Origin of the sequence: Burkholderia dolosa (assembly GCF_902499135.1) — a bacterium.
Classification (GTDB): domain Bacteria; phylum Pseudomonadota; class Gammaproteobacteria; order Burkholderiales; family Burkholderiaceae; genus Burkholderia; species Burkholderia dolosa.
The window spans coordinates 1-25,830 of sequence record NZ_CABVPR010000039.1 but is presented as its reverse complement, the minus strand read 5'-3'; the positions used below and the strand labels follow the sequence as shown (position 1 = coordinate 25,830).

Here is a 25,830-nt window from a genome sequence, read left to right as displayed (position 1 = left end):
GATGTCGCTAATATCGAATCTATTTCGGAGAGACGGGCAATTAATGCGGCCTTGTGCTGAGCAAACCCCTTGTCGTTCCCCTCGAAGAAATCTCTATCGGGGCCAGCCTGACCTGGCTCCGGGGCTCGAATAAAGGAGTCGTCATTGAGAACGATTTGAACCGGATTATTCGGCATTTACCACACCTTCCGCGTTGTTATTTTCTGGTGTCCACTCATTAAACCAGCGAGAGATTTTGCTCTGACTGCAATTTAGCATCTGCGCGAGACTATCCTGTCGGATACCGATATCAGCGTGCAAAATTGTTCCAACAAATTGCGACTCATTATTTAGAAACTCGCGGGCGGGCCCCATCTGTACATCCTCTACGCCAAGGCGCGGTAGTAGGGCCTTTGTCGCCTGACCTATTGCATGCGGTGTAATCTCGGCTCCAGAAAGCGCGAGGCTCCTGCGTAATGCATCCGCGAAAGTCCTTAAATCGGATCCGGACCGCGGGCCAGCGATGTAGCTCAAAACCTTGACGAGATCGTCACTTGGTTCTAGAGGTCCAAGAAAAGTTCGCAACATTTGAAGGCGAGTTGGCCAGTCAGGCAATCCGATGCGAATATGATTCTGGAAGCGCCTCCAGACTGCCGCATCAAGAAGACCTTCATGATTGGTTATCGCGATCGTTAATCCTTTGTCAGCACGAGCATCCAAATTTTGCAATAAAGTATTGACGACTCGCTTAAGCTCACCAAGTTCATGCGGGTCGTCTCGCATCTTCGCCAATGCGTCAAACTCGTCGAGCACGAGGATGCATTTATATCGATTGGCAAAATCAAATAAATTGGCAATATTTCTTGCTGTCGTTCCAAGGAATGAGCTAACGAGGCCATCAATGCGTGCACTTACGATTGGCAAATGTAATCGTGCAGCGAGAGTGAAGGCGGTCAACGTCTTACCCGTTCCAGGCGGGCCGTAAAGCAGACAAGACCGAGATGGCTCGACACCGAGCGCTCTTAAGGCGTCTGCTTTCTGCCATTCACTAATTAGTGCATCGAGTGCCAAACGTAACGTTTCATCGTAGATCGGTGTGGGTTGCCCCCGCGCGGGCGCTAGATGAATTTCCGCCAGAGGAACGCTGGTTTCTCGATCAACTGGCGGATAGACATTTGCCGTCAGCTCGTCCCCAACGACGAGCGAGCGCGATACCTCAACGTTGCTCGGCGCCAACGATGAGGTATCGCGTGAAACGCTAGCTAGCAAGCTTTCTAGCGTTGCCGCGTATCTGTCTTCCCCTGCCTTCGCTAGCCGATCGCGCAGACGTTCCACCTGCTTGCGGAACCGAGGATCGCCCCCTTCGAGCCCGACTCTGCATAGGCTTTGGATTGCTGAAAAGTGCTCCATGTGACTCTCGATTCTAAAAAATTGGACAAATATTCGCCGACTGACTGAATTATGCGCCAGTGTACCTGTACATGCAAACAGTATGGTTATTTATGCCAACCGTGGCAGGCCTGCGCGGTGCCTTGGCGGTGCGCGCGCCCTTGCGGGTGCTAGCCCAATTTTTCGAGCAGGCTTTCTGGCTTAAGGTGCGTGTACCTTTTCAGCATCTGCATGGAACGGTGGCCGGTGATGCTTGCGACTTCCATGGGATTCAGACCCTTCTCAAAGAGTCGCGATGCCGCCTCGTGACGCAGATCGTGCCAACGAAGCGTCAGAAGCTCTGGGTCGCTCTTCCCGGCGGTGTGGAGGGTGCGTTTCCAGACGCAGATAACTGCGTTTACGCTGGTGGTAAATACAGGTCCAGATAGGTCATGGCGAACGTCTGGGGGGCCGTACATGGCGCGGGCGACGCGTACTTCAGCCCCTTCAGCGACCGCGGCAATATTGCGAAGCACGTTATTTGCGCGCCTGGATAGGGGTAGTACCGCAGGAACTCCTTTGTTATCGGCTCCACGAGCCTCGACGGGGAAGCGAATGACGCGATTCTTCAGGTCGATCCATTCCCAACGAAGGCCGAACAGCGCACCTTGGCGCAGACTGGTTTCGATCGCGAGCTCGAAGGCGGGGGCGGCCCACGGGTTGCGGCTGGCAGACAGAAGCGTTTTCAGCTTATCGAATTCGCCCGGACGCAGGCGTCTATCACGCGCTTTGCTTCCGGACGGTTTGCGGATGTTGTCGAGCGGGTTCGGAAGCCCTTCCATGTTCCATTCCTTTCGAGCTATCTCGAAAAGATGGCGTATCACTTGGAGCTCGAGGCGAATGGTATTTTCTGCGCGGCCGGCCGCGCGGCGCTCATCCCGGTACTTGGCAAAGTCAGCGCCCTTCAGGTTGGCGAGCGTTCGATGCGCCAGGTCGTTAGCCAGCCATCGGTCGATGCGGCGTTCTTCTTGGTAGGGGTGCCGCTTCTCGGGGACAATTTCCTTTCGGTAGCGCTTCAGCGCTTCGGCCAAGGTCGTGCGCTCGGCGGCTGAGCGATCCACGAACGATCCCGTATCCATCTCGCCTTCGACGTGGCGTGCCCACTTCTGGGCCTGCTGCTTAGTATCGAATGTGCGATAGACCGGCTTGTATCCGCGTCGACGGACTTCGGCGCGCCAATACTCGCCACGCTGACTGATGTATGCCATTCCAGACTCCATGCGAATGATTGAGATCGCTTGGTCTGGATTCTTCCGTTCCGGCAGATTTCCGGCAAAGGCCAGTTTTTGCCCCCTCGGGCCGAATGATTGACGAAAAAAAAGCACCTGCGCTTTCGCGCAAGTGCTTGATCTTCTACAGCAAAATTCGGTGGTGGGGCGTGAGTGACTCGAACACTCGACCTACGGATTAAGAGTCCGCTGCTCTACCAACTGAGCTAACGCCCCCAACAGAAGCGAGATTATGCGTCAGTATTTTGCTGTTGGCAAGCCCCTTGTGCAAATTTTCTGAAACCATTTCGTCTCGACAACGCAAGCTGTCGGCGGGATAACGAGCCGTCGCAGTCGGCGCGCTGCCGGTATGATGACGTCCACATCCGTTGCGCGGCGGTCGCGCGACGTTTTCTGGACATTCGAAGATGGACGAAAACGCAGTCCGCGAATTGCTCGATCGCCTGCTGGCCCCGTGGGTCCGCTCGCTCGGCCTGGTTCCGGTATCGATCGACGACGGCAGCATCACGCTGCGTCTGCCGTTCTCCGGTGAATTCCGCCATTCGGGCGGCGTGATCTGCGGACAGGTGTTCACGGCCGCGGCCGACACCGCGATGGTGGTCGCGATCTCGGCCGCGCTCGGCGAATTCCGGCCGATGACCACCGTGTCGCTGAACACGAACTTCATGCGCCCGGTGCGCAAGGGCGACGTGCTCGTCACCGCGCGCGTGCTGCGGATGGGCCGCAATCTGGTGTTCGGCGAAGTCGAGCTGTTCGACGAGGACGGCAAAATGGCCGTCCACGCGACGTCGACCTACGCGTTGATCGGCTGAGCGGCACGATGTTCGATCAGATCGTCTTCGCGGGCGGCGGCAATCGCTGCTGGTGGCAGGCCGGCTTCTGGGACGTCGCGCAGCCGGCGCTCGCGTTGCGCCCGCGCGTGATCGCCGGGATCTCGGCCGGCGCCGCGACGGCGTGCATGCTCTATACGCGCGATGCCGCGTGGGTCATGCGCTATTACGAGCAGGCGCTGCGCGACAACCGGAAGAATGCGTACTGGGCGAACCTGTTCCGCCGCGAACCGGTGTTCCCGCATTACCGGATCTACCGCCAGGCGCTGCTCGACATCTACGGCGAGCCGTTCCCGAAGCTCGCGGCGGCGCCCGAGATCCGCATCGGCGTGTCGCACGTTCCGCGCTGGCTCGGCGCGCGCAGTGCGGTGGCCGCCGGCCTCGTCGCTTACAACATCGAGAAATACGTGCGCAAGACGCTGCACCCGACGCTCGGACGCACGCTCGGCTTTCGGCCGGAGTTCGTGCGCGCGCAGGCCTGCGCGAACGTCGACGAACTCGCCGACCTGATCCTGCAATCGTCGTGCACGCCGCCGTTCACGCCGGTACTGCGTCGCGGCGGCCGGCCGGTGCTGGACGGCGGGATGGTCGACAACGTGCCGGTCGGCGCGCTCGACGCGGCGCCGGGCGACGTGCTGGTGCTCGTCACGCGGCGGTATCCGCGCCCGCAGATGTTTACGGTCGCGCACGGCGACCAGCGGCGGCTGTACGTGCAGCCGTCGAGCAAGGTGCCGATTTCGAGCTGGGATTACACGAGCCCGTCGCAGATGCAGCATGCGTACGACCTCGGGCGGCGCGACGGCGAGCACTTCCTCGCGCGCGTCGGCGAACTGACGGGCGGCCGCGCGGCCGCCTGAAGACGATGAAATGCGACGAAGCATGCAGCGCGGCTGCACAGCCGCGCTGCATGCCCGTTACCGCTTGCGGATCGGCGTCAGCGCTTCCGGATTGACGACGCTCGACGTGTCGCCCTGGTCGAACGCCAGAATGTTCTTGAACGCCGCGCTGAAGTACAACTCGTAGCTTTCGCGTTCGACGTAGCCGATGTGCGGCGTGCAGATCACGTTTTCCATTCGCAGCAGGCTGTAGCCCTGCAGAATCGGCTCACTCTCGAACACGTCGATCGCGACCATTCCCGGACGGTTGTGCGACAGCGCGTTCACGAGCGCGTTTTCCTCGAGCAGTTCGGCGCGGCTCGTGTTGACGAACAGCGACGTCGGCTTCATCCGCATCAGGTCTTCCTGCTTGACGATTCCGCGCGTGTCGTCGTGCAAGCGCAGGTGCAGCGACAGCACGTCGCTCTGCTCGAACAGCGCTTCGCGGCTGTCGGCGGCCGTATAGCCGTCGGCGCGCGCCGCGTCGAGCGAATGCTCGCGGCCCCAGATCAGCACGTTCATCCCGAACGCCTTGCCGTAGCCGGCGACGAGTCGGCCGATCTTGCCGTAGCCCCAGATGCCGAGCGTCTGACCGCGCAGTACCTGGCCGAGGCCGAAATTCGGCGGCAGCGCCGACGTCTTCAGCCCCGACTGCTGCCACGCGCCCTGCTTCAGGTTCGCGACGTACTGCGGAATGCGGCGCTGCGCGGCCATCACGAGCGCCCACGTCAGCTCGGCCGGCGCAATCGGCGAACCGGTGCCTTCGAGCACCGCGACGCCACGATCGGTACACGCATCGAGGTCGATATGGCTCGAGATACGGCCGGTCTGGCTGATCATGCGCAGATTCGGCAGTTTTGCGAGCAGTTGCGACGAGATCTGCGTGCGTTCGCGGATCAATACCAGCGCTTCGACTTCTGCCAGGCGGCTCGCGAGCTGCCCCAGGCCGCGCACCGTATTGTTGAAGACCTTTACGTCGTGGTCGGCCAGCATTTCGAAGCAGTTGAGCTTGCGGACGGCGTCCTGGTAGTCGTCGAGGATGGCGATTTTCATGGTCAGCGGGTATTGCGCGGGAAAGCGGCGGTTGCGGCAGCGCGCGTTGCGCGCCGGTTCCGTCGGGCCGGGGCCGACATGATGCTACGTCGACAGCCTTCGTGGTGCCTTTTTAACAGCTTGTTACGCTCCACCGCAATTGCAGGAAGCCGTGCCGGTGCGCACTGCGCGCGCGTCGCCGGCTGCGATGCTTTGTCGCACCGAACAGCTCGTTCCTGATTCGGCCGCTTACCCGTCGAGGTTCACTCGATTGTTGCTCGAATCAGAATAGTTGGATCAATTATCCGCGCCGAGTGAGGATTTTTGACTGTTTTTATCTCGATTCAAGCGGCTCTTAGGCAACTCTGCACCTTTTCCGCTGTCGTAGGAGAATTACGCATTTGCTTCATCTTTTTGAAGTTGTAACAGCGGCAGGAGTCGTTTATGGATCATTTGCAGTCGATGCGCGTGTTCGTCAAGGTTGCGGATCTCGGCAGTTTCGCGCGGGCCGCGAGTGCAATGGATATCTCGAACGCGGTCGCGACGCGTCACGTGGCCGATCTGGAAGGCCGGCTCGGCACGCGTCTGCTCAACCGCACCACGCGCAGCCTTTCGCTGACGGAGTCCGGACAGGTCTATCTGGAGCGGGCGCGCCAGATTCTCGACGAGCTCGAGGACGTCGAACAGATGGTCGTCGCGCGCAATCACGAGCCGGTCGGCACGCTGCGGATCGTCGCGCCGGTCGTATTCGGGCTGCATAACCTTGCGCCGGTGCTGCAGTCGTATACGGAGAATTTCCCGAAAGTGGTGCCCGACTTGACGCTGGTCGACCGGCAGGTCGATCTGGTCGAGGAAGGGTTCGACGTCGGCATCGTCGTGACGCGACAGATGCGCAGCGCGAGCATCGTCACGCGGCGGTTGACCACCGGTTGCATGACCGTGTGTGCGACGCCGAGCTATCTGGAAAAGCACGGCGTGCCGACGCATCCGGAGCAGCTCGCGGAACATCCGGCGCTGAGCCTGCCGACCGAATACTGGGGCGACGAGCGCGTGTTCACGGGGCCGGACGGCGAAGTGCGCGTGCGGCCGACCAACGTGATCGTCGCGAACAACACCGCGATGTTGCGCCAGTTCGCGCTGCTCGGAATGGGCGTCGCGATTTTGCCGAGCTATCTGATCGGCGGCGACATTGCGCGAGGCGCGCTCGTGCGGTTGCTGCCCGACTTCCGGTTGCCGCAGGTCGAGATCAACATCGCGTACCCGAGCCGCCGCCATCTGCCCGCGAAAGTGCGTACGTTCATCGATCACCTCGTCGAGCACTTCAGCCGTTCGACCGATGCGACGATGGGCGAGCAGTGGGCCGCGCAAGGCACGGGGCCAGCGGCGATCGGCATCGAGACGCGTGCCGAACAACCCGAACCGGCGGAGCCGAATCTGTCGCCGCGGCTGCCCCGTTCGTCGCGCCCGCGCGTGGCGGTGCCGTCGCCGCTGTAACGACGCGCGGCCGACACAAAGAAAAACGCGGATCGACTGCTCGATCCGCGTTTTTTATTGCCGGTCGCCGGCATCGATGCACCGCTTCTGCGCAAAAAATCGCGCCGCGGTGCCCGCCGTTCCTACGAACCGGTCTTGCGCGTCGTCGTCTTGCGAGCGGCGGTCTTGCGAGCCGCCGGTTTCTCGTCGGCGCCTTCCGTCACGGTTTCCGCGTCCTTCGTCGCCGATTTCGCGGTCTTCTTCGCCGCGGCGGCCTTCGGCTCCTTCTTCTCGAATTCGAACCCGATCTTGCCGTCCGGCTGCTTCACGAGGAAGGCCTTGAAGTTGCGGCCCGTGCGCGACGACTTGAAGTTCGGCAGCAGATCCGTGCGACCGTCGGCGAGCAGCTTCGCCATCTGTTCGCGCGTGATTTCCTGCTGCAGGATCACCTTGCCCGAGCGGAAATCGCACGTCTTCGGATTCGCGACCGAGTGCTCGCACACGTAGCTCATGCCGTGCTCGAACACGCGGCCTTTGCACTTCGGGCACGTGCCGACCGGCTCCTGCGCGGAAAAGTCGGGCGCTTCGCCCTCGTCGCCGCCCTGATCCTGGCCGAAGTCGAATTCGAGCTTGTAGTTTTTCAGCTCGTCGTCGAACGTCAGCTTAAGAATCGCGGAGAACGGACGCCCCATCTTGCTGCGGAAACCCGACAGCGGACCGATTTCCTTCTTCTGCAGCAGCTCCTCGACCTCGGCGATCTCGAACTGGCGGCTACCCGGAATCTTCGAGATCGAGAAGTCGCACTTCGTGCACGCGAAGCGGCGATAGTTTTCCTTCACCTGGCCGCCGCAATTCGGGCACGGCGTTTCGAGCGTCGCGTAATCGCCCGGGATCGTATCGGAGTCGTATTCCTTCGCCCGTTTGACGATCTGCTGCGTCATGCGGGCGATTTCCTGCATGAACGCATCGCGGCCGAGATTGCCGCGCTCCATCTGCGACAGCTTGTATTCCCATTCACCGGTGAGTTCCGGCGCGGTGAGTTCCTTCACGCCGAGCCCGCGCAGCAGCGTCATCAGCTGAAAGGCCTTCGCGGTCGGGATCAGCTCGCGGCCTTCGCGCACGAGGTACTTCTCGCCGAGCAGGCCTTCGATGATCGCCGCGCGCGTGGCCGGCGTGCCGAGGCCCTTCGCGGCCATCGCCTCACGCAGCTCGTCGTCCTCGACGAGCTTGCCCGCGCCTTCCATCGCCGACAGCAGCGTCGCTTCCGAGTAGCGTGCCGGCGGTTTCGTGACGAGCGCGACGGCCGCGATTTCGTCGGTCTTCACCTTCTCGTCCTTCTGCACCGGCACGAGATTCGCATCGGCGCCTTCGGCGTCGCGGCCGTAAACCTGCAGCCAGCCGGGCTCGACGAGCACCTTGCCTTCGGTCTTGAAGTGATGGCCGGCGACTTCGGTGATCCGCGTCGTCACGCGGAATTCGGCAGCCGGGAAGAACACCGCGAGGAAACGCTTCACGACGAGGTCGTACAGCTTCTGCTCCGGCTCGGACAGCGACTTCGGCGCCTGCAGCGTCGGGATGATCGCGAAGTGGTCGCTGATCTTCGAATTGTCGAAGATCCGCTTGTTCGGCTTTACCCAGTTCTTGTCGAGCACCTGCTTCGCGTGCGGCAGGTAGTTGTGGCTCTCCTTGAGCATCTCGAGCGTCGACTTCACCGTGGCGATGTAGTCCTCCGGCAGCGCACGTGCGTCGGTACGCGGGTAGGTCAGCACCTTGTGCTTTTCGTACAGCGCCTGCGCGAGCCCGAGCGTATTCTTCGCGGAGAAGCCGAAGCGGCTGTTCGCTTCGCGCTGCAGGCTCGTCAGGTCGAATAGCAGCGGCGACAGCTGCGTCGACGGCTTCGATTCTTCGCTGACCGTGCCGAGCTGATCGCGGCATGCGGCGACGATCGTTTCGGCGGCCGGCAAGCTCCACAGGCGCGAGTCGCGCTTCTCCGGATCGAATTCGTCCCGCTTGAATTTCGGGTCGAACCACCTGCCTTCGTAGAAGCCGCCCGCGCACGCGAATTCGGCTTTCACTTCCCAATAGTCGCGCGGGACGAAACGACGGATTTTCTCTTCGCGTTCGACGACGATCGACAACGTTGGCGTTTGAACGCGACCGACGGTAGTCAGGAAAAAGCCGCCGCCCTTGCTGTTGAACGCGGTCATCGCACGGGTGCCGTTGATCCCGACGAGCCAGTCGGCTTCCGAGCGGCAGCGCGCGGCGTCGGCGAGCGGCTGCATGTCCGCGTCGCTGCGCAGGTGCGCGAAGCCGTCGCGGATCGCCTGCGGCGTCATCGATTGCAGCCACAGGCGCTGGACCGGCTGCTTCGCCTTCGCGTGCTGGACGATCAGGCGGAAAATCAGCTCGCCCTCGCGCCCCGCGTCGCATGCGTTGATCAGGCGATCGACGTCCTTGCGTTTCATCAGCTTGGTCAGCACCTTCAGGCGCGACTCGCTTTTTGCGATCGGGTTCAGGTCGAAATGCGGCGGGATGACGGGCAGATGCGCGAAGCTCCACTTCCCGCGCTTGACCTCGTACTCTTCCGGGGCGGCGATTTCGAGCAGGTGGCCGACCGCGGACGAAAGGACGTATTCGTCGCTCTCGTAGTATTCGTCATGCTTGGTAAAGCCGCCCAAAGCGCGCGCGATGTCGTTCGCGACAGAAGGCTTTTCCGCAATGATCAGTGCTTTGGACATGACAGATGTGTGTTGGTAGACCGGATTCGCCGGTTGTGGGTCCCTTTTACGACGGCTTTATAGCACACGCGGCAGCGACGGCGGCTGGGCGTGTAAAAAGCGGCTCATCATAGAGGGGGGCCGCCACGGGGGCAAGCGTCGGGCCGGGCAGCGCGCAGTCGCCGCGCGCGATCTCCCGGCCGGCGTGCGGTTTCAGGCTTCGACGGCGAGCACGTTGCGCAATTTCGGTGCGTGCGGTGCGCCGGGCACGGCGCTGAGGTCGGACAGCATTCGCTCGACGATCGCCGCATGCGGCAGCACCGTGCCGAAAAAGCGGGCGGTGTTCGCGTCCTCGATCAGGATCGTCGGGAAATTTTCGACGTCGAGATCGTCGAGCCGATCGGCATGCGTTTCGATGTCGATCCACGCAAAGCAGGCGTCGGGATGTGCGTCGGCCAGCTGGTCGAAGGCCGCCCGATAGTCGCGGCACGTGCCGCACCACTCGGCGCACAGGCACGCGACCAGCAGCGTGCCGGGATCGGCGAGGCGCTCGGCGATCCGGTCCGCATCGGTGTCGAGATTCAGCGCGGGCATGGTTTCCTTGGATGTCGTCGGCGGCGCGGCCGCCCTATGCGCCGGAATGTAGCATGCCGTGCGCAGCCGGGGTGGGTGCGGCATCGAGCCGCGCGAAGCGCCCGCCCGCGACGCTCGCAACGCGTCCGGCCAACTCGAGCGCGAGCAGCGCGCGATGCAGTGCGTCGTCGGACAGCCCGCTGTGCTCGGCCAGCCATTCGTACGTGACGGGGCCGTATCCCAGCGCCGCGAGCACCGCGCGCTCGGACGGCGTGCACGCGGGCGGCTGCGCTGCGTCCGGCGCGGCGCAAGCATTCGGCGAAACGGTCGGGGCGGGCTTGCCCTCACCGCTGACCGGCGCGATGCCGACGGTTCGATTTGCGTTATTGGGGTTCGCTCCTTCATTGCTGCGCGCACATTCGCCGCCAGCCACTGCTTCGCCGAGCCCGTATTCCTCGAGCACGTCGAGCGGCGTCGCGGTCAGCTTCGCGCCGTCGCGGATCAACGCATGGCAGCCCTGCGCGAGCGGCGCGTGGATCGAGCCCGGTATCGCGAACACGTCGCGTCCGAGCTCGTTGGCGAGGCGCGCGGTGATCAGCGAGCCGGAACGCGGCGCGGCCTCCACGACCAGCACGCCGACGGCCAGCGCCGCGATCAGCCGGTTGCGCTGCGGAAAATGCGACGCGCGGGCCGGCGTGCCGAGCGGCCATTCGGACACGATCGCGCCGCGCGCGGCGACCTCATGGGCGAGCGCGCGGTGCCGCGCCGGATAGACGAGGTCGGCGCCGGTCGCAATCACCGCGATCGTGCTCGCCCGCCCGTCGAGCCCGCCGCGATGCGCGGCGCCGTCGATGCCGAGCGCGAGGCCCGATACGATCGCGAGACCGGCGTCGGACAACGTGCGCGCGAAGTGCGTCGCATCGGCGAGCCCTTGCGGCGTCGCATGACGGCTGCCGACGATCGCGACGCTGCGCGCGTGCAGCAGATCGAGCCGGCCCTTTACATATAGCAGCGGCGGCGGATCGTGCAGGTCGCGAAGCCGCGGCGGATAAGCGGGATCGCCGAGCGTGACGATCGCATTGCCGGGCGCATCCAGCCATGCGAGTGCGGCGTCGGTGCATGCGTCGAGGTCGGATCGCTCGCTCGCGCGTACGGCCCGAGCGGCGGCCGGACTGGCGACGGCCGCGATCGCTTCGTCGGACGCGCGCAGCAGCGCAGTCGGCGAGCCGAATGCGTCGAGCAACATCTGCAGCACGACGGGCGAGAGGCCCGGCGCATGCGCGAACTGCAGCCACGCGCGCAGCGTGGCCGGGTTCAGCGCGTGCGGCGGCATGACGCTCCCCTCGAACGCGGTAGCCAGCGGACCGTCGGGCACCATGATAAAATTTTCATCATCCGAAATACTCGACAAAGGCCGCGCGCGCAGGCGCCCGACCGATTGCAGGAGGCGTGATGCGCGGCATTGATTCGCCGCGCATCCGCCTCATCTTCATTGCATCCCGGCGGCGGCGCCAGCTGGCCGGATGGCCGATGCGGCGCGCCGTTTCACCGAATACGAACACCATGGCTTTGCTGAACATTCTTCACTACCCGGACAAGCGGCTGCACAAGGTCGCCAAGCCCGTCGACAAGGTCGACGATCGGATCCGCAAGCTCGTCGCCGACATGGCCGAGACGATGTACGCAGCGCCCGGCATCGGCCTTGCGGCGACGCAGGTCGACGTGCACGAGCGCGTGATCGTGATTGACGTCTCCGAAGAAAAGAATGAACTGCGTGCGTTCATCAACCCGGAGATCGTCTGGTCGAGCGACGCGAAGCAGGTCTACGAAGAAGGCTGTCTGTCGGTGCCCGGCATCTACGACGAAGTCGAGCGTCCGGATCGCGTGCGCGTGCGGGCGCTCAACGAGAACGGCGAGACGTTCGAGCTCGATTGCGAGGGTCTGCTCGCCGTGTGCATCCAGCACGAAATGGATCACCTGATGGGGCGCGTGTTCGTCGAATATCTGTCGCCGCTCAAGCAGAGCCGGATCAAGACGAAGATGAAGAAACTCGAACGCGCGATGTGATGCGCGTGCGCCCTGCCCGACCCCGAACGCTGTCATGACCCATACGTTGCGCGTGATTTTTGCCGGCACGCCGGAATTTGCCGCGGCCGCGCTGGCCGCGATCCACGATGCCGGTTTTCCGGTGCCGCTCGTGCTCACGCAGCCCGATCGCCCGGCCGGCCGCGGGATGAAGCTGCAGGCGAGCGCGGTGAAGCGCTATGCGGTCGAGCACGGGATGCCCGTCGCGCAGCCGCCGTCGCTACGCCGTGCGGGAAAGTACCCGGCCGAGGCGGCCGGCGCGCTCGAGCTGCTGCGCGCGACGCCGCACGACGTGATGGTGGTTGCCGCGTACGGCCTGCTGCTGCCGCAGGAAGTGCTCGACATTCCGCGCCACGGCTGCATCAACATCCACGCGTCGCTGCTGCCGCGCTGGCGCGGCGCCGCGCCGATCCACCGCGCGATCGAAGCGGGCGACGCCGAGACGGGCGTCACGTTGATGCAGATGGACGCCGGGCTCGACACGGGCGCGATGATCGACGAAGCGCGTATCGCGATCGCGCCCGACGACACCACGTCGACACTGCACGACCGGCTCGCCGCCGAAGGCGCGCGGCTCATCGTCGATGCGCTCGCGCGGCTGGAGCGCGACGGCACGCTGCCCGCGACGCCGCAGCCGGCCGACGGCGCGACCTATGCGGAAAAGATCGGCAAGCACGAAGCGGCGCTGGACTGGCGCAAGCCTGCCGACGTGCTCGCACGTCAGGTGCGCGCATTCGATCCGTTCCCCGGCGGTGTCGCGACCCTCGACGGCGCGGCAATCAAGCTGTGGGCCGCCGAACCGCTGTCAGCGCGCGTCGAAGCGGCGCCCGGCACGATCGTCGACGCGGCGCCGGACGGCGTGATCGTCGCGTGCGGCAGCGGCGCGCTGCGCGTGACCCAGCTGCAGAAGCCGGGCGGCAAGCGCTTGCCTGCACGCGAATTCCTGGCCGGCTCGCCGCTCGCCGCGGGCCAGCGCTTCGCGTTGCCCGACGAAGCGTGACCGTCATTCGACACGATCGGCAGGCCGCGCACAATCGGCCGGATGGCCGACTCGCGCGAGGTGGCACGCACGCGTAGAATTTCCGGGCGCTCTCAGATCTCGAGGTTGTCATGCTGGGCATTACCCATTTCGGTTTCTTCCTGCTCGCGGTTTTCCTGCTGAACGTCACGCCGGGGCCCGACACGGCGTACATCGTCGGCCGCAGCGTCGCGCAAGGCCGCGGCGCGGGCCTGATGTCGGCGCTCGGCATTTCGGCCGGCTGCTGCGTGCATGCGCTTGCGTGCGCGTTCGGGCTGACTGCGCTGCTCGCGGCGTCGGCTGCTGCGTTCACCGTCATCAAGCTGGTGGGTGCCGCGTATCTGATCTACCTCGGCGTGCGGATGATCGTCGCGAAGCACACCGACGTGCCGACGGGCGCCGGCGCGACGCAGGCGGCGCCCGCCAAGCCGCTTCGCCAGTTGTTCCTGCAGGGCTTCTGGACGAACGTGCTGAATCCGAAGGTCGTATTGTTCTTCGTGTCGTTCTTCCCGCAGTTCGTATCGGCCGACAGTCCGCACAAGGCGCTCGCGTTCCTGACCCTCGGCGCCGTGTTCGTTGTGATGAGCACAATCTGGAACAGCCTGATCGCATGGATCGCGGGCAGCGTGACGCGCCGCTTTTCCGGCAAGCCGGGCGTCAAGAAATGGCTCGATCGCACCGTCGGCAGCGCGTTCGTCGGGCTCGGCCTGCGGCTCGCCACGTCGCAACGCTGAGATTGAATTTTTCCGGCGCGCCCTTATCTAACAAATCGCTTACAATTTGCCGCCGCGCGGGATGATGCGCGGCAAGTCCCCGGATAAGGAGTGGGTATGTTCAATTGGGTCAAAACGGCGATGCTGATGGCCGCGATCACGGCCCTGTTCATCGTGATCGGCGGGATGATCGGCGGTTCGCGCGGCATGACGATCGCGCTGCTGTTCGCGCTCGGCATGAATTTCTTCTCGTACTGGTTCTCCGACAAGATGGTGCTGCGCATGTACAACGCGCAGGAAGTCGACGAGACCACCGCGCCGCAGTTCTACCGGATGGTGCGCGAACTCGCGACGCGAGCGAACCTGCCGATGCCGCGCGTCTATCTGATCAACGAGGATGCGCCGAACGCGTTTGCCACCGGACGCAATCCCGAGCATGCGGCCGTTGCCGCGACGACCGGCATCCTGCGCGTGCTGTCCGAGCGCGAGATGCGCGGCGTGATGGCGCACGAGCTGGCCCACGTGAAGCATCGCGACATTCTGATCTCGACGATCACCGCGACGATGGCGGGCGCAATTTCGGCGCTCGCGAACTTCGCGATGTTCTTCGGCGGCCGCGACGAGAACGGCCGGCCGGTCAACCCGATCGCGGGCATTGCCGTCGCGCTGCTCGCGCCGATTGCAGGCGCACTGATTCAGATGGCGATTTCGCGTGCGCGCGAGTTCGAGGCCGACCGCGGCGGCGCGCAGATTTCCGGCGACCCGCAGGCGCTCGCGACTGCGCTCGACAAGATTCATCGCTATGCGGCCGGCATTCCGTTCCTGGCGGCGGAAGCGCACCCGGCCACCGCGCAGATGATGATCATGAACCCGCTGCACGGCGGCGGCCTGCAGAATCTGTTCTCCACGCACCCGGCCACCGAAGAGCGCATCGCGCGCCTGATGGAGATGGCGCGCACCGGCCGCTTCGACTGACCGGCAGCGTCGCGCGGCGATCGCCGCGCCGCGCCCGACTCGGCACCCCGCATGTTTCGCGCTGCGGGGTGTTTCATTTGCACGCTCACTTGCGAGGTCCGTAACGGGGGCGCATGGGCCGCACGCTACAATGCGCGGTCCGGCAGCGCGGCAGCTGCGCGTTGCCGGGCTCCGCCGCCTGCCGCGCCCGTTTGCCGATCTCGCTCCGATGACACGAACCCGTTCCACCGCCCCATCTTCATCCGGCCGCCCGGCGCGCCTGTCCGCGCTGCACGTGGCGCCCGATTCGCTCGGCTTCGCGCTGGACGCGGCCGCGCAGGCGGTCGACGCGGTGCGACGCGGCACCGCGCTGCCGGCCGCGCTTTCCGCCGTGTTCGCGCAGATGCCGTCCGGCGCGCAGCCGCTCGCGCGCGGTGCGACGCAGGACGTCGCGTATCGGACGATGCGCCGCCTCGGCAGCGTCGACTGGCTGATCGGCAAGCTCGTCAGCAAGGCGCCGCCAGCCCACGTGCATGGAGTGCTCGCCGGCGCGCTCGCGCTGCTGCTCGACGCGCCCGACGAGGCCGCGTATCCGCCGTTCACCGTCGTCGATCAGGCCGTCACCGCGACCGCCGCACGCCGCGAATGCGCGTTCGCGAAGGGAATGGTCAACGCGGTGCTGCGTCGTTTCCTGCGCGAGCGCGATGCGATCGTTGCGGCGATGCAGGACGATCCTGTCGCGCGCTGGAATTACCGGGCGTGGTGGATCGACGCAGTGAAGCACGCGTGGCCCGATGCATGGCAGGCGATCCTGGCGGCCGGCGAGCGCCAGGGCCCGCTGACGCTGCGCGTAAACGCACGTCGCACGAGCGTCGATGCGTATCTCGACACACTGCACGCAAGCGGAATCGAAGCGGCCGCAATCGGTCGTCATGCAGTGCGGCTCGCATCGGCGCTGCCGGTCGACCGCATTCCCGGTTTCGCTGACGGCATCGTATCGGTGCAGGATGCCGGCGCGCAGCTCGCGGCCGAATGGCTCGACGTGCGCGACGGCATGCGCGTGCTCGACGCGTGCGCGGCACCGGGCGGCAAGACCGGCCACATCCTCGAACTGGCCGATGCCGAAGTCGTCGCGCTCGAGAGCGATGCAAACCGTGCGGCGCGCATCGGCGAGAACCTTGCTCGCCTGTCGCTCGACGCGGAGGTGCGCGTCGGCGATGCGGGCGCACCCGACACCTGGTACGACGGTCGCCCGTTCGACCGGATTCTGGCCGACGTGCCGTGTTCGGCATCGGGCATCGTGCGCCGGCATCCCGACATCCGCTGGCTGCGCCGCGCAACCGACATCCCGGCGCTCGTCGCGGAGCAGCGCCGCATCCTGTCGGCGCTGTGGCCGCTCGTGAAGCCGGGCGGCGAACTGCTGTACGTCACGTGCTCGATCTTTCCGGAGGAAGGCGAATCGCAGGCGCGCTGGTTTGAAGCGGCCTGTGAAGATGCGGTACGATTGGACGCGCCCGGCCAGCTGCTGCCGAGCGCCGCTCCCGGCGCGGCGCACCGGGCGGCGACTACCGGCGCCTCCGGCCCGAACACCGATCACGACGGATTCTTCTACGCGCGGTTTCAGAAACGGTGACGACCCAACACCTTTTTCCACTTCGGCTCGCGGCCGTCCTGATGGCCGCATTGACGCTGTGCCTGGCCGTCATTCGGCCCGCGCACGCCGAATCGATCGCCGTGCAGCGTGCGTCGCTGCAGGCAGACGGAAACGGCTGGAGCCTCGACGCCCGCTTCGATTTCGAACTCAATCCGAACCTCGAGGATGCCGTCAACAAAGGCATTCCGCTGTACTTCACGACCGACTTCGAGCTGAGCCGCGCGCGCTGGTACTGGTTCGACGAGCAGCCCGTGTCGGTGTCGCAGACGATTCGCCTGTCGTTCCAGCCGCTCACGCGCGAGTACCGCGTGTCGACCGGCGGCCTGCAGCTCGGCTTCGGCACGCTGAAGGACGCGCTCGCGGTCGTCAAGCACATCACGTCGTGGCACGTGATCGACCGCAACCAGGTGCGCGCCGGCGAAACCTATACGGCGTCGGTGCGGATGCAGCTCGACACCGCGCTGATGCCGAAGCCGTTCCAGGTCGACGCGGTGAACAACCGCGACTGGACGCTCGGTTCCGACTGGAAGCGCTTCAACTTCACGGTGACCGAACGTGCTAAATAAAGTGCGCCGCGCGGCCAGCGGGAAGAGCCTCCTCATTCGCGTGATCGTGTCGACCGTCGCGCTGACCGCGCTGCTGCTGCTCGTGCTGCTCGCGGCCGCGAGCGCGAACACCGAATTCTTCGACCGCTACTACTCGTGGCTGTACGCGATGAACATCGTCGTCGCGCTCGTGTTCCTGCTCGTGGTGCTCGGGCTGATCGGGATGATCGTCGTGCGGCTGAGGAAGGGCAAATTCGGCACGCGGCTGCTCGCGAAGCTCGCGGTGTTCTTCGCGCTCGTCGGCGTGGTGCCGGGCGGGATCATCTACATCGTGTCGTATCAGTTCGTGTCGCGCAGCATCGAGTCGTGGTTCGACGTGAACGTCGAGACCGCGCTGACGGCCGGCCTGAACCTCGGCCGCGGGATGCTCGACGCGTCGCTGTCCGATCTGCAGACGAAGGCGCGGCTGATGTCGGATCAGCTCGCGAGCGTCGACGCGAACACGAACGGCACGACGCTCACGCTGCTGCGTCTGCGCGACCAGTTCGGCGTACAGGACGCGACGATCGTCGAGCCGAGCCGCAGCGGCTCGGGTGCGGCGCCGGACCTGCATATCGTCGCGCAGGCGTCGGGCAATTTCTCTGCGCTGATCCCCGACGATCTGCCGACGCCGCTGATGCTGAGCCAGGCCCGCGAACACGGCGCGTATGCGGCGATCGAGGGCGAAGTCGACGGCGATCCGCGTGCGCACGGCGCGAAGGGCGCGCTGCGGCTGCGCGTCGTGCGGCCGATTCCGGACGCGACGACGTCGCTGCTGCAGCCGGCGGAGCGGTTCCTGCAGCTCACGCAGCCGGTGCCGCCGACGCTCGCGCACAACGCGGACGCGGTGCAGCGCGCGTATCGCGAGTACCAGGAAAAGTCGCTCGGCCGCACGGGCCTGCGCAAGATGTACATCGGCACGCTGACGCTCGCGCTGTTCCTCGCGACGTTCATCGCGATGATGCTCGCGCTCGCGCTCGGTCAGCAGCTCGCGCGGCCGCTGTTCCTGCTCGCGCAGGGCACGAAGGAAGTCGCCGAAGGCGACTACACGCCCAAGCGCGAGATCAAGACGCGCGACGAGCTCGGCTTCCTCACGCAGTCGTTCAACGCGATGACGCGCCAGTTGTCCGAGGCGCGGCTCGCGGTCGAGAAGAACCGGATCGCGCTCGAGCATTCGAAGACGTATCTCGAAAGCATTCTCGCGAACCTGACGGCCGGCGTGTTCGTGCTCGACCGCCAGTTCCGGCTCACGACCGCGAATCGCGGCGCCGAGCGGATCTTCCGGCAGCCGTTCAATTCGCTGATCGGCACCGCGCTCGACCGGATCGGCGTCGTCGCGGAATTCGGCGCGATGGTGCGCAAGGCGTTCGCCGATCGCGAGGCGGCGTCCGACGGTGGCGGCGGCGATCGCGGCCACTGGCAGCAGCAGTTCGCGGTCGAGGTGCCGGGCGAAGCCGATCCGCTGACGCTGCTCGTGCGCGGCACGCGGCTGGTATCGACGGTCGAGGGCGAAGCCGACGATCCGCAGACGTCCGGCTACGTCGTCGTGTTCGACGACATCTCCGACGTGATTTCCGCGCAGCGCTCGGTCGCGTGGGGTGAAGTCGCGCGCCGGCTCGCGCACGAAATCAAGAATCCGCTGACGCCGATCCAGCTGTCGGCCGAGCGCTTGCAGATGAAGCTGTCCGACAAGCTGGCTCCGCACGACGCGGAAGTGCTCAAGCGCGGCGCGACGATGATCGTGAACCAGGTCGCCGCGATGAAGCGGATGGTCGACGATTTCCGCGAATACGCGCGCACGCCGCCGGCGGTGCTGACGAACCTGCAGCTGAACGATCTCGCGAGCGAGGTGCTCGGGCTGTACGGCGTCGGCGAAGGCAAGAGCCCGATCGTCGCGGAGCTCGCGCCGTCGCTGCCGGTGATTCGCGGAGACGCGACGCAGCTGCGCCAGGTGATTCACAACCTGCTGCAGAACGCGCAGGATTCGGTCGCGGAGAGCGCGCATCCGCGTGTGTTGATCGAAACCAAGACAGTAGAATATGGCGATCCCGACGCCGAGGGCAAAACGCGCGTCGCGGTACGTCTGACCGTATCCGACAACGGGCCCGGTTTTCCGGCGCGCATCCTGACCCGCGCGTTCGAGCCTTACGTGACGACGAAGGCGAAGGGCACGGGGCTCGGGCTCGCCACGGTGAAGAAAATCGTCGACGAGCATGGCGCGCGGATCGATCTGCGCAACCGCATGCACGGCGAGAAGGTCGAGGGCGCGCAGGTATCGATCCTGTTCCTGCAGATGGCGAGCGATACGCCGGGCAGCGAACACGGCGCGCAGGACGGAGCGTCTCCCGATCGACCGGCTCCGGCGAAGACAAAAGCAAGTGTGCAGACAAAGGCAGCGTAAATGGCAACCATCCTGGTGGTAGATGATGAAATGGGCATCCGGGAATTGCTCTCGGAGATCCTCAGCGATGAAGGACATGTCGTCGAGGCGGCGGAGAACGCGCAGGCTGCGCGGGAATACCGGCTGAATCAGGCGCCCGATCTCGTGCTGCTCGATATCTGGATGCCCGACACCGACGGCGTCACGCTGCTCAAGGAATGGGCGGCGCAGGGCTTGCTGACGATGCCGGTGATCATGATGTCGGGGCATGCGACGATCGACACGGCGGTCGAGGCGACGAAGATCGGCGCGCTCGATTTCCTCGAGAAGCCGATCGCGCTGCAGAAGCTACTGAAGGCGGTCGAGCACGGTCTCGCACGCGGCGCGGCGCCGGTGTCCGTGAATGCGGCGGCGAAGGCGGGCGCCGGTCAGGCTGCCGGTCCCGCGGCGGTCGCGTCGGCGGCCGCGCTGCCGACGATCGGCGACGACATGGCGGCCGCGCTCGGCCTCGCCGGCCAGACGGCCGCGATTCCGTTCGACATTCCGTTGCGCGAAGCGCGCGATGCGTTCGAGCGCGCGTACTTCGAATATCACCTCGCGCGCGAAAACGGCAGCATGACGCGCGTCGCGGAGAAAACCGGCCTCGAGCGCACGCATCTGTATCGCAAGCTCAAGCAACTCGGCGTCGAACTCGGCAAGAAGCCGTCCGAAGGCGCCGCGTAAAAAATTTCGCAAAAGGGCTTGAGCACCCCCGTAAACGTCGCTATACTCTCGTTTCTTCGTTGGCCCGGTAGCTCAGTTGGTAGAGCAGCGGATTGAAAATCCGCGTGTCGGTGGTTCGATTCCGCCCCAGGCCACCAGCAGTTCCAACCCCGAGAATCGTCAGATTCTCGGGGTTTTTCGTTTGTGGCGGGCATCGCGGCGCCCGGCAGCCTTTCCGGCGGCGTGATAAAATCCGTGCCCGCTCAATGACTTAGCGTATCGCTTGATGCGCATGCCAGCGCGGCCCATGCGAAGGCCGCGGCGCGCGGCGCGGCTGCCGCGCGATGGCCGGTATAAGCGCGACGCCGCGTTCGCTGCCGAACGCGCTGCCTATACTGGCCGAGCCGGCGCAGGCCGGCACGCGTCGGGCCGGCCGGCGGCAGTCGGCCCCGGAACGCAGCGCGACGCGAGCCTACACATTCACGGAGTATCACGGTGATTCGGAAAGACGCTAAAGACGGCGCGCTCGTGTTGTTTTCCGGCGGGCAGGACTCGGCCACGTGCGTGGCGTGGGCGCTCGAGCGCTACCAGACGGTCGAGACGCTCGGCTTCGATTACGGCCAGCGCCATCGTGTCGAGCTCGAATGTCGCGAAGGCGTGCGCGACGCGCTGAAGCGTCAGTTTCCCGCATGGGCAGGCCGGCTCGGCGACGACCACATGATCGACCTGTCGGTGCTCGGCGCGATCAGCGACACCGCGATGACGCGCGCGATCGAGATCGAGACGGCAGCGAACGGGCTGCCGAACACGTTCGTGCCGGGCCGCAACCTGCTGTTCATGACGATCGCCGCGGCGATCGCGTATCGGCGCGGGCTGCGCGTGCTGGTCGGCGGGATGTGCGAGACCGATTTCTCCGGCTACCCGGACTGCCGCGACGACACGATGAAGGCGCTGCAGGTCGCGCTGAACCTCGGGATGGACACGCGCATCGTGCTCGAGACGCCGCTGATGTGGCTCGACAAGGCGCAGACCTGGCAGCTCGCCGAACAGCTCGGCGGCCAAGCGCTGGTCGAACTGATCCGCGTCGAGACGCACACCTGCTATGTCGGCGAGCGTGCGGAGCTGCACGACTGGGGCTTCGGCTGCGGCGAATGCCCGGCATGCAAGCTGCGCAAGCGCGGCTACGACGCATACCTGAAGGGCGAGCGCGTGACCGAAGCACCGCTGTGATGCGGATGCGCGGGCGGCGCTTGCCGAAATCATTCTGATCGACAACGAGCGGCGCGAGCCGGACGAAGGACGATGACTTACGCGGTCAAGGAAATTTTCTACACGTTGCAGGGCGAGGGCGCGAACGCGGGCCGGCCGGCCGTGTTCTGCCGGTTCGCCGGCTGCAATCTGTGGTCGGGCCGCGAGGAGGATCGCGCGGATGCCGTATGCCGCTTCTGCGACACCGACTTCGTCGGCACCGACGGCGAGAACGGCGGCAAGTTCAAGGACGCGGCGTCGCTCGCCGCGGCGATCGCCGCACTGTGGCCGGACGGCGAAGCGCACCGCTTCGTCGTGTGCACCGGCGGCGAGCCGATGCTGCAGCTCGATCAGCCGCTCGTCGATGCATTGCATGCGGCCGGCTTCGAGATCGCGATCGAGACCAACGGCTCGCTGCCGGTGCTCGATTCGATCGACTGGATCTGCGTGAGCCCGAAGGCCGATGCGCCGCTCGTCGTCACGAAGGGCAACGAGCTGAAGGTCGTGATTCCGCAGGACAACCAGCGGCTCGCCGATTACGCGAAGCTCGACTTCGAGTATTTTCTGGTGCAGCCGATGGACGGCCCGTCGCGCGACCTGAACACGAAGCTCGCGATCGACTGGTGCAAGCGCCATCCGCAGTGGCGCCTGTCGATGCAAACCCACAAATATCTGAACATTCCCTGAGCCCCGGCTTTTGACATCGTGCTGATTACCCGAAAACTCGAATTCGACGCGGGCCACCGCATTCCCGATCACCGCAGCCAGTGCCGGAACCTGCACGGCCATCGATACGTGCTCGAAGTCACGCTGCGCGGCGATCTCGTCGATACCGAGGGCGCGCCCGACCGCGGGATGGTGATGGATTTCGCCGACGTGAAGGCGCTCGCGGTCGAGCATCTCGTCAGCAAGTGGGACCACGCGTTTCTGGTCTATGCGCGCGACGAGGTCGTGCGTTCGTTCCTCGAGCAGATGGCCGACCACAAGACCGTCGTGCTCGACCGGATTCCGACCGTCGAGAACCTGGCGGCGATCGCGTTCGACATCCTCGCGAACGTGTACGACGCGCATTACGGCGTGAACCTGCGGCTCGAGCGCGTGCGTTTGTACGAGACGCCGAACTGCTGGGCCGACGTCGAGCGCGAACCCGGCCGCTGACGCCGCTTCGCCGGCCCGCGCGCGCCGCGCGGGATCGGCTTGCTTAGCGGCGTCGGATCCGGCGCCGCTTCCCCGACTCTTCCCCGCACACCGCCCGACGGCGCGCTATGATCGCTGCGTGGCGTCGTCAAGCCGCCCGCCCGCGGCCGCTGCCGCCCGCCCGCGGCCGCTGCCGTCCGCTCCGGCGGCCGTCCCCGTTGCCTGTTCCGTTCGATTGCCTGTCCGCCCGGAGGCCGTATCGATGAGCACGCTGACCAATTCCCTCAAACAACGTCTGCACGACGGCGACGAGCCGCTGTACGGCCTGTGGCTGTCGCTCGGCAGCGACTCGGCGGCGGAAGCGCTCGCGCATGCCGGCTACGACTGGCTCTGCATCGACATGGAGCATGCGCCGAACGACAGTCGCGACGTCGCGTCGCAGCTGCGCGCGCTGGCCGCCGCGCATCTGCCGAGCGAGCCGGTCGTGCGCGTGCCGGCGCGCGAGCCGTGGCTCGTGAAGCGGGCGCTCGACGCGGGCGCCCGTACGCTGATGTTTCCTTGCATCGAGACGGCCGACGAGGCCGCGCACGCGGTGCGGCTCACGCGGTTCCCGTCGCCGGAAACGCCGGACGGGCTGCGCGGCGTCGCGAGCATGGTGCGCGCGGCGGCGTTCGGGATGCGCCGCGATTACCTGCAGACGGCCAATGCGCAGGTCGCGGTGATCGTGCAGGTCGAGTCCGCGCGCGGCGTCGACGAAGTCGAGCGGATCGCGGCGACGCCCGGCGTCGACTGCGTGTTCGTCGGGCCGGCGGATCTCGCGGCGAGCCTCGGGCATCTCGGCGACATCCGCCATCCGGACGTCGAAAACGCGATCGCGCGCGTGCTCGCGGCCGGCAAGCAGGCCGGCGTCGCGATCGGCATCTTCGCCGGCGACACGGCGGCTGCCCGCCAGTACCGCGAGGCCGGCTACCGGATGATCACGCTGTCGGCCGACGTCACGTGGCTGTTGCGCGCGACGCGGCAGGCGCTGCAGGAGGTGCGGTCATGAACGACGACGATGCGGATTGCCTATATGCCGCCCGTGCGAGCGGCGCGTTCGCGCGGATCGGCATCGCGTGCGGCTTGTGGGCCGCGTGCGTGGCCGCGGCCGCCGCGCAGGGCGCGCCGCGCGCGAAGCCCGATCCCGCGCACGAGACGCAGTCGGCCGTCGCCGACTACAACGCCGGCGACTATCGCGCGGCGCTCGTGCAGTTCCACGACGCCGCGGAGCGCGGCGACCGGCTCGCGCAGTTCAACTACGCGATGATGCTGCTGACCGGCGTCGGCGTGACCGCGAACGTCGACGAAGGGTTGCGCTGGCTGAAGCGCGCGGCCGACGCGAACATGTCGCATGCGCAGTACGTGTACGGGCGGATGTTCGACGACGGCGAGTTCGTCGCGCGCAATCCGGTCGAAGCGCATCGCTGGTTCCTGCGCGCGGCGAAGCAGGGGCACGTGCAGGCCGCGCTGTCGCTCGCGAACCAGTTCCTCGACGGCCGCGGCACGCGGCGCGACAACCGGCAGGCGTTCGTCTGGTACAAGCAGGCGGCCGATGCGGGAGAGCCGACCGCGCAGTACGTGACGGCGTCGTTCTACGAGCGCGGCGGCGACGGCGTCGCGCAGAACCTGAACATCGCCCGCGCGTATTACGCGGCCGCGGCCGCGCAGGGCGACGAAACGGCCGAGCTGAAATTCAAGGAGCTGAGCGCGCGGCTGCAGGCGCCGGCGTCGGGCACCGCAGCGGAGCGGGCCGCGCCGCGCACGGCGCCGCAGTGAGCGAGCCGGGCGCGCGGCCGGTGCATCGCGCGGGATGCGCACGTCGTTTGCCGCGCGCAACGAACCACGGCGCCGTCGACGCGCCGTCATCCGTGGTGGCCGAAGCGGCCGTATGCCGCGCGCTCAGCTCTTCATCAATCGCCGCTGCCGGCCGACGCTCATGATCATGCCGATCGCGATGCCGAGCGTCGTGAGCGCGGTGCCGCCGTAGCTCATGAACGGCAGCGGCACGCCGACCACCGGCAGCACGCCGCTCACCATCCCGATGTTGACGAATGCATAGACGAAGAACCCGAGCGTGAGCGAACCCGCGAGCAGCCGGCCGAACAGTGTCGCGCCCTGCGCGGCGATGTAGAGCCCGCGCGCGATCAGCGCCATGTACAGCGTCAGCAGCACGAGGCCGCCGACGAGCCCCCATTCCTCGGAGAACACCGCGAAGATGAAGTCGGTGTGCTTCTCCGGAATGAATTCGAGGTGCGCCTGCGTGCCTTTCAGATAGCCCTTGCCGAGCACGCCGCCCGAGCCGATCGCGATCACCGCCTGGATCGTGTGGAAGCCCTTGCCGAGCGGGTCGGACGTCGGATCGAGCAGCGTGCACACGCGGTGCTTCTGGTAGTCGTGCATCAGCGGCCACTGCACTTCGGGCTGGCAGATGCGCGCTTCGAATACGGCGATCGAGCCGACCGCGATCACGCCCGCGACGAGCACCGGCACGATCAGCTTGAACGACAGCCCGGCCAGATAGATCACGAAGAAGCCGGCCGCGAACACGAGCAGCCCGGTGCCGAGGTCGGGCTGCTTCGCGATCAGCCCGACCGGCACGAGCAGGATGCCGAACGCGGCGATGAAGTCGTACCAGCGCAATCCGCCTTCGCGGCGCTGGTAGTACCACGCGAGCATCAGCGGCGTCGCGATCTTCAGGATCTCGGACGGCTGGATCACGACGCCGACGTTCAGCCAGCGCTTCGCGCCCTTCTTCGTCATGCCGAACAGCGCGACCGCGATCAGCAGCGCGACCCCGAACGAATAGAGCGGGACCGCGAAGCGCATCAGCGTCGTCGGCGGGATGTTCGCGATCACCCACATCAGCACGAACGTCAGCAGGATGTTGCGCAGCTGGTCCTCGACCCGGCCCGGCACGTCGATGCTCGCGCTGTACAGCGTGACGATGCCCACGCACAGCAGCAGGAACACGATGAGGGCGAGCGGGCGGTCGAAGCCCGCGAACATCTGCTTGATCTTGTCGAGCCAGGCGCGCTTGTCGAATTGCATGCCTTTCTCCGTCAATGAGCGGCGCCGGCGTCCGCCGCGTTCGCGGCGGCCGTCGCACGGTGGTCGTCGTCGCGCGGCCCGGCCGCGAGCGGCTGCCCGTCCGGCGTGGATTTGCGCGGGTCGTCGCCGGCC

At 65.8% G+C, this 25,830-nt stretch carries 24 protein-coding genes and 2 tRNA genes; 17 read left to right on the top strand and 9 right to left on the bottom strand.

The genetic code is table 11. The features are described from left to right. Positions 1–165: 165 nt before the first annotated feature. The 3 genes from BUB20358_RS17925 to BUB20358_RS17915 all read right to left on the bottom strand — a co-directional run bounded on the left by BUB20358_RS17925 (position 166) and on the right by BUB20358_RS17915 (position 2,852). The gene (locus tag BUB20358_RS17925; protein ID WP_006763064.1) at positions 166–1,389 is read right to left on the bottom strand and encodes an ATP-binding protein; all 1,224 of its coding nucleotides are present in this window, start codon (positions 1,387–1,389) and stop codon (positions 166–168) included. A 149-nt stretch (positions 1,390–1,538) separates the two neighbouring features. Then, positions 1,539–2,615: a tyrosine-type recombinase/integrase gene (locus BUB20358_RS17920; RefSeq protein ID WP_035971515.1), complete on the bottom strand. Its 1,077-nt coding sequence runs from the start codon at positions 2,613–2,615 to the stop codon at positions 1,539–1,541. Positions 2,616–2,776: 161 nt separating this feature from the next. Beyond that, a tRNA-Lys gene (locus tag BUB20358_RS17915) sits at positions 2,777–2,852 on the bottom strand. Between the two features lie 191 nt (positions 2,853–3,043). On the opposite strand from BUB20358_RS17915, the gene BUB20358_RS17910 reads away from it, so the two are divergent. Together BUB20358_RS17910 and BUB20358_RS17905 are read left to right on the top strand one after the other, a co-directional pair. After that, complete coding sequence (locus BUB20358_RS17910; protein ID WP_035971517.1) at positions 3,044–3,448, top strand: PaaI family thioesterase; 405 nt, start codon at positions 3,044–3,046, stop codon at positions 3,446–3,448. Between the two features lie 8 nt (positions 3,449–3,456). Beyond that, the gene (locus tag BUB20358_RS17905) at positions 3,457–4,323 is read left to right on the top strand and encodes a patatin-like phospholipase family protein (RefSeq protein WP_006763066.1); all 867 of its coding nucleotides are present in this window, start codon (positions 3,457–3,459) and stop codon (positions 4,321–4,323) included. 57 nt (positions 4,324–4,380) lie between these two features. Here the strand turns inward: BUB20358_RS17905 and BUB20358_RS17900 are convergent, their stop codons facing one another. After that, positions 4,381–5,394: a D-2-hydroxyacid dehydrogenase family protein gene (locus BUB20358_RS17900; protein ID WP_006763067.1), complete on the bottom strand. Its 1,014-nt coding sequence runs from the start codon at positions 5,392–5,394 to the stop codon at positions 4,381–4,383. Between the two features lie 423 nt (positions 5,395–5,817). Between BUB20358_RS17900 and BUB20358_RS17895 the strand changes: the two genes are divergently transcribed. Next, the gene (locus tag BUB20358_RS17895) at positions 5,818–6,867 is read left to right on the top strand and encodes a LysR family transcriptional regulator (protein ID WP_006763068.1); all 1,050 of its coding nucleotides are present in this window, start codon (positions 5,818–5,820) and stop codon (positions 6,865–6,867) included. A gap of 122 nt (positions 6,868–6,989) precedes the next feature. Here BUB20358_RS17895 and BUB20358_RS17890 read toward each other — a convergent pair whose 3' ends face one another. From BUB20358_RS17890 to BUB20358_RS17875, 4 genes are all read right to left on the bottom strand, one after another. Further along, complete coding sequence (locus tag BUB20358_RS17890) at positions 6,990–9,584, bottom strand: DNA topoisomerase III (protein WP_006763069.1); 2,595 nt, start codon at positions 9,582–9,584, stop codon at positions 6,990–6,992. A 192-nt stretch (positions 9,585–9,776) separates the two neighbouring features. Further along, positions 9,777–10,157: a thioredoxin family protein gene (locus BUB20358_RS17885; protein WP_006763070.1), complete on the bottom strand. Its 381-nt coding sequence runs from the start codon at positions 10,155–10,157 to the stop codon at positions 9,777–9,779. 34 nt (positions 10,158–10,191) lie between these two features. Continuing rightward, positions 10,192–11,514, bottom strand: a complete 1,323-nt coding sequence (dprA, locus tag BUB20358_RS17880) for a DNA-processing protein DprA (RefSeq protein ID WP_006763071.1) — start codon at positions 11,512–11,514, stop codon at positions 10,192–10,194. A gap of 13 nt (positions 11,515–11,527) precedes the next feature. Continuing rightward, positions 11,528–11,716, bottom strand: a complete 189-nt coding sequence (locus tag BUB20358_RS17875) for a hypothetical protein (RefSeq protein WP_123806810.1) — start codon at positions 11,714–11,716, stop codon at positions 11,528–11,530. On the opposite strand from BUB20358_RS17875, the gene def reads away from it, so the two are divergent. The 14 genes from def to BUB20358_RS17805 all read left to right on the top strand — a co-directional run bounded on the left by def (position 11,700) and on the right by BUB20358_RS17805 (position 24,426). Next, on the top strand, positions 11,700–12,203 hold the full coding sequence (gene def / locus BUB20358_RS17870; RefSeq protein WP_006763072.1) for a peptide deformylase: 504 nt from the start codon (positions 11,700–11,702) through the stop codon (positions 12,201–12,203). The two genes, BUB20358_RS17875 and def, sit on opposite strands and share 17 nt — an antisense overlap. 34 nt (positions 12,204–12,237) lie before the next feature. Continuing rightward, complete coding sequence (gene fmt / locus BUB20358_RS17865; protein ID WP_035971518.1) at positions 12,238–13,221, top strand: methionyl-tRNA formyltransferase; 984 nt, start codon at positions 12,238–12,240, stop codon at positions 13,219–13,221. Between the two features lie 110 nt (positions 13,222–13,331). Then, entirely contained in the window at positions 13,332–13,973 is a 642-nt protein-coding gene (locus BUB20358_RS17860) for a LysE family translocator (RefSeq protein ID WP_035971519.1), read from the top strand. Positions 13,974–14,069: 96 nt separating this feature from the next. Then, positions 14,070–14,927 carry a zinc metalloprotease HtpX gene (gene htpX / locus BUB20358_RS17855; RefSeq protein WP_035971520.1) on the top strand — a complete coding sequence of 286 codons (858 nt, stop codon included), beginning with the start codon at positions 14,070–14,072 and terminating at the stop codon, positions 14,925–14,927. Between the two features lie 208 nt (positions 14,928–15,135). After that, positions 15,136–16,539, top strand: coding sequence for a 16S rRNA (cytosine(967)-C(5))-methyltransferase RsmB (gene rsmB / locus BUB20358_RS17850; protein ID WP_035973232.1), 1,404 nt, complete (start codon positions 15,136–15,138; stop codon positions 16,537–16,539). A gap of 41 nt (positions 16,540–16,580) precedes the next feature. Then, entirely contained in the window at positions 16,581–17,126 is a 546-nt protein-coding gene (locus tag BUB20358_RS17845; RefSeq protein WP_249181827.1) for a DUF4390 domain-containing protein, read from the top strand. After that, a complete protein-coding gene (esaS, locus tag BUB20358_RS17840; RefSeq protein WP_035971521.1) occupies positions 17,116–19,545 on the top strand; it encodes a sensor histidine kinase EsaS in 2,430 nt (809 codons plus the stop codon). Before BUB20358_RS17845 ends, esaS begins: the two co-directional genes overlap by 11 nt. Next, positions 19,546–20,247: a response regulator transcription factor EsaR gene (gene esaR, locus BUB20358_RS17835; RefSeq protein WP_035971523.1), complete on the top strand. Its 702-nt coding sequence runs from the start codon at positions 19,546–19,548 to the stop codon at positions 20,245–20,247. It begins immediately after the preceding gene. A gap of 61 nt (positions 20,248–20,308) precedes the next feature. After that, a tRNA-Phe gene (locus BUB20358_RS17830) sits at positions 20,309–20,384 on the top strand. 337 nt (positions 20,385–20,721) lie between these two features. Next, positions 20,722–21,456: a 7-cyano-7-deazaguanine synthase QueC gene (gene queC / locus BUB20358_RS17825; protein WP_035971524.1), complete on the top strand. Its 735-nt coding sequence runs from the start codon at positions 20,722–20,724 to the stop codon at positions 21,454–21,456. Between the two features lie 72 nt (positions 21,457–21,528). Continuing rightward, positions 21,529–22,161, top strand: a complete 633-nt coding sequence (gene queE / locus BUB20358_RS17820) for a 7-carboxy-7-deazaguanine synthase (RefSeq protein ID WP_035971525.1) — start codon at positions 21,529–21,531, stop codon at positions 22,159–22,161. A gap of 18 nt (positions 22,162–22,179) precedes the next feature. Continuing rightward, positions 22,180–22,632, top strand: coding sequence for a 6-carboxytetrahydropterin synthase QueD (gene queD, locus BUB20358_RS17815; protein ID WP_035971526.1), 453 nt, complete (start codon positions 22,180–22,182; stop codon positions 22,630–22,632). A 241-nt stretch (positions 22,633–22,873) separates the two neighbouring features. Continuing rightward, positions 22,874–23,659 carry an HpcH/HpaI aldolase family protein gene (locus BUB20358_RS17810; RefSeq protein ID WP_035971527.1) on the top strand — a complete coding sequence of 262 codons (786 nt, stop codon included), beginning with the start codon at positions 22,874–22,876 and terminating at the stop codon, positions 23,657–23,659. Continuing rightward, on the top strand, positions 23,656–24,426 hold the full coding sequence (locus tag BUB20358_RS17805; protein WP_035971528.1) for a tetratricopeptide repeat protein: 771 nt from the start codon (positions 23,656–23,658) through the stop codon (positions 24,424–24,426). The genes BUB20358_RS17810 and BUB20358_RS17805 overlap by 4 nt, the downstream gene beginning before the upstream one ends. Positions 24,427–24,549: 123 nt before the next feature. On the opposite strand, the gene rodA is transcribed toward BUB20358_RS17805, so the two are convergent. Beyond that, entirely contained in the window at positions 24,550–25,698 is a 1,149-nt protein-coding gene (gene rodA / locus BUB20358_RS17800) for a rod shape-determining protein RodA (protein ID WP_035971529.1), read from the bottom strand. Positions 25,699–25,830: the final 132 nt, after the last annotated feature.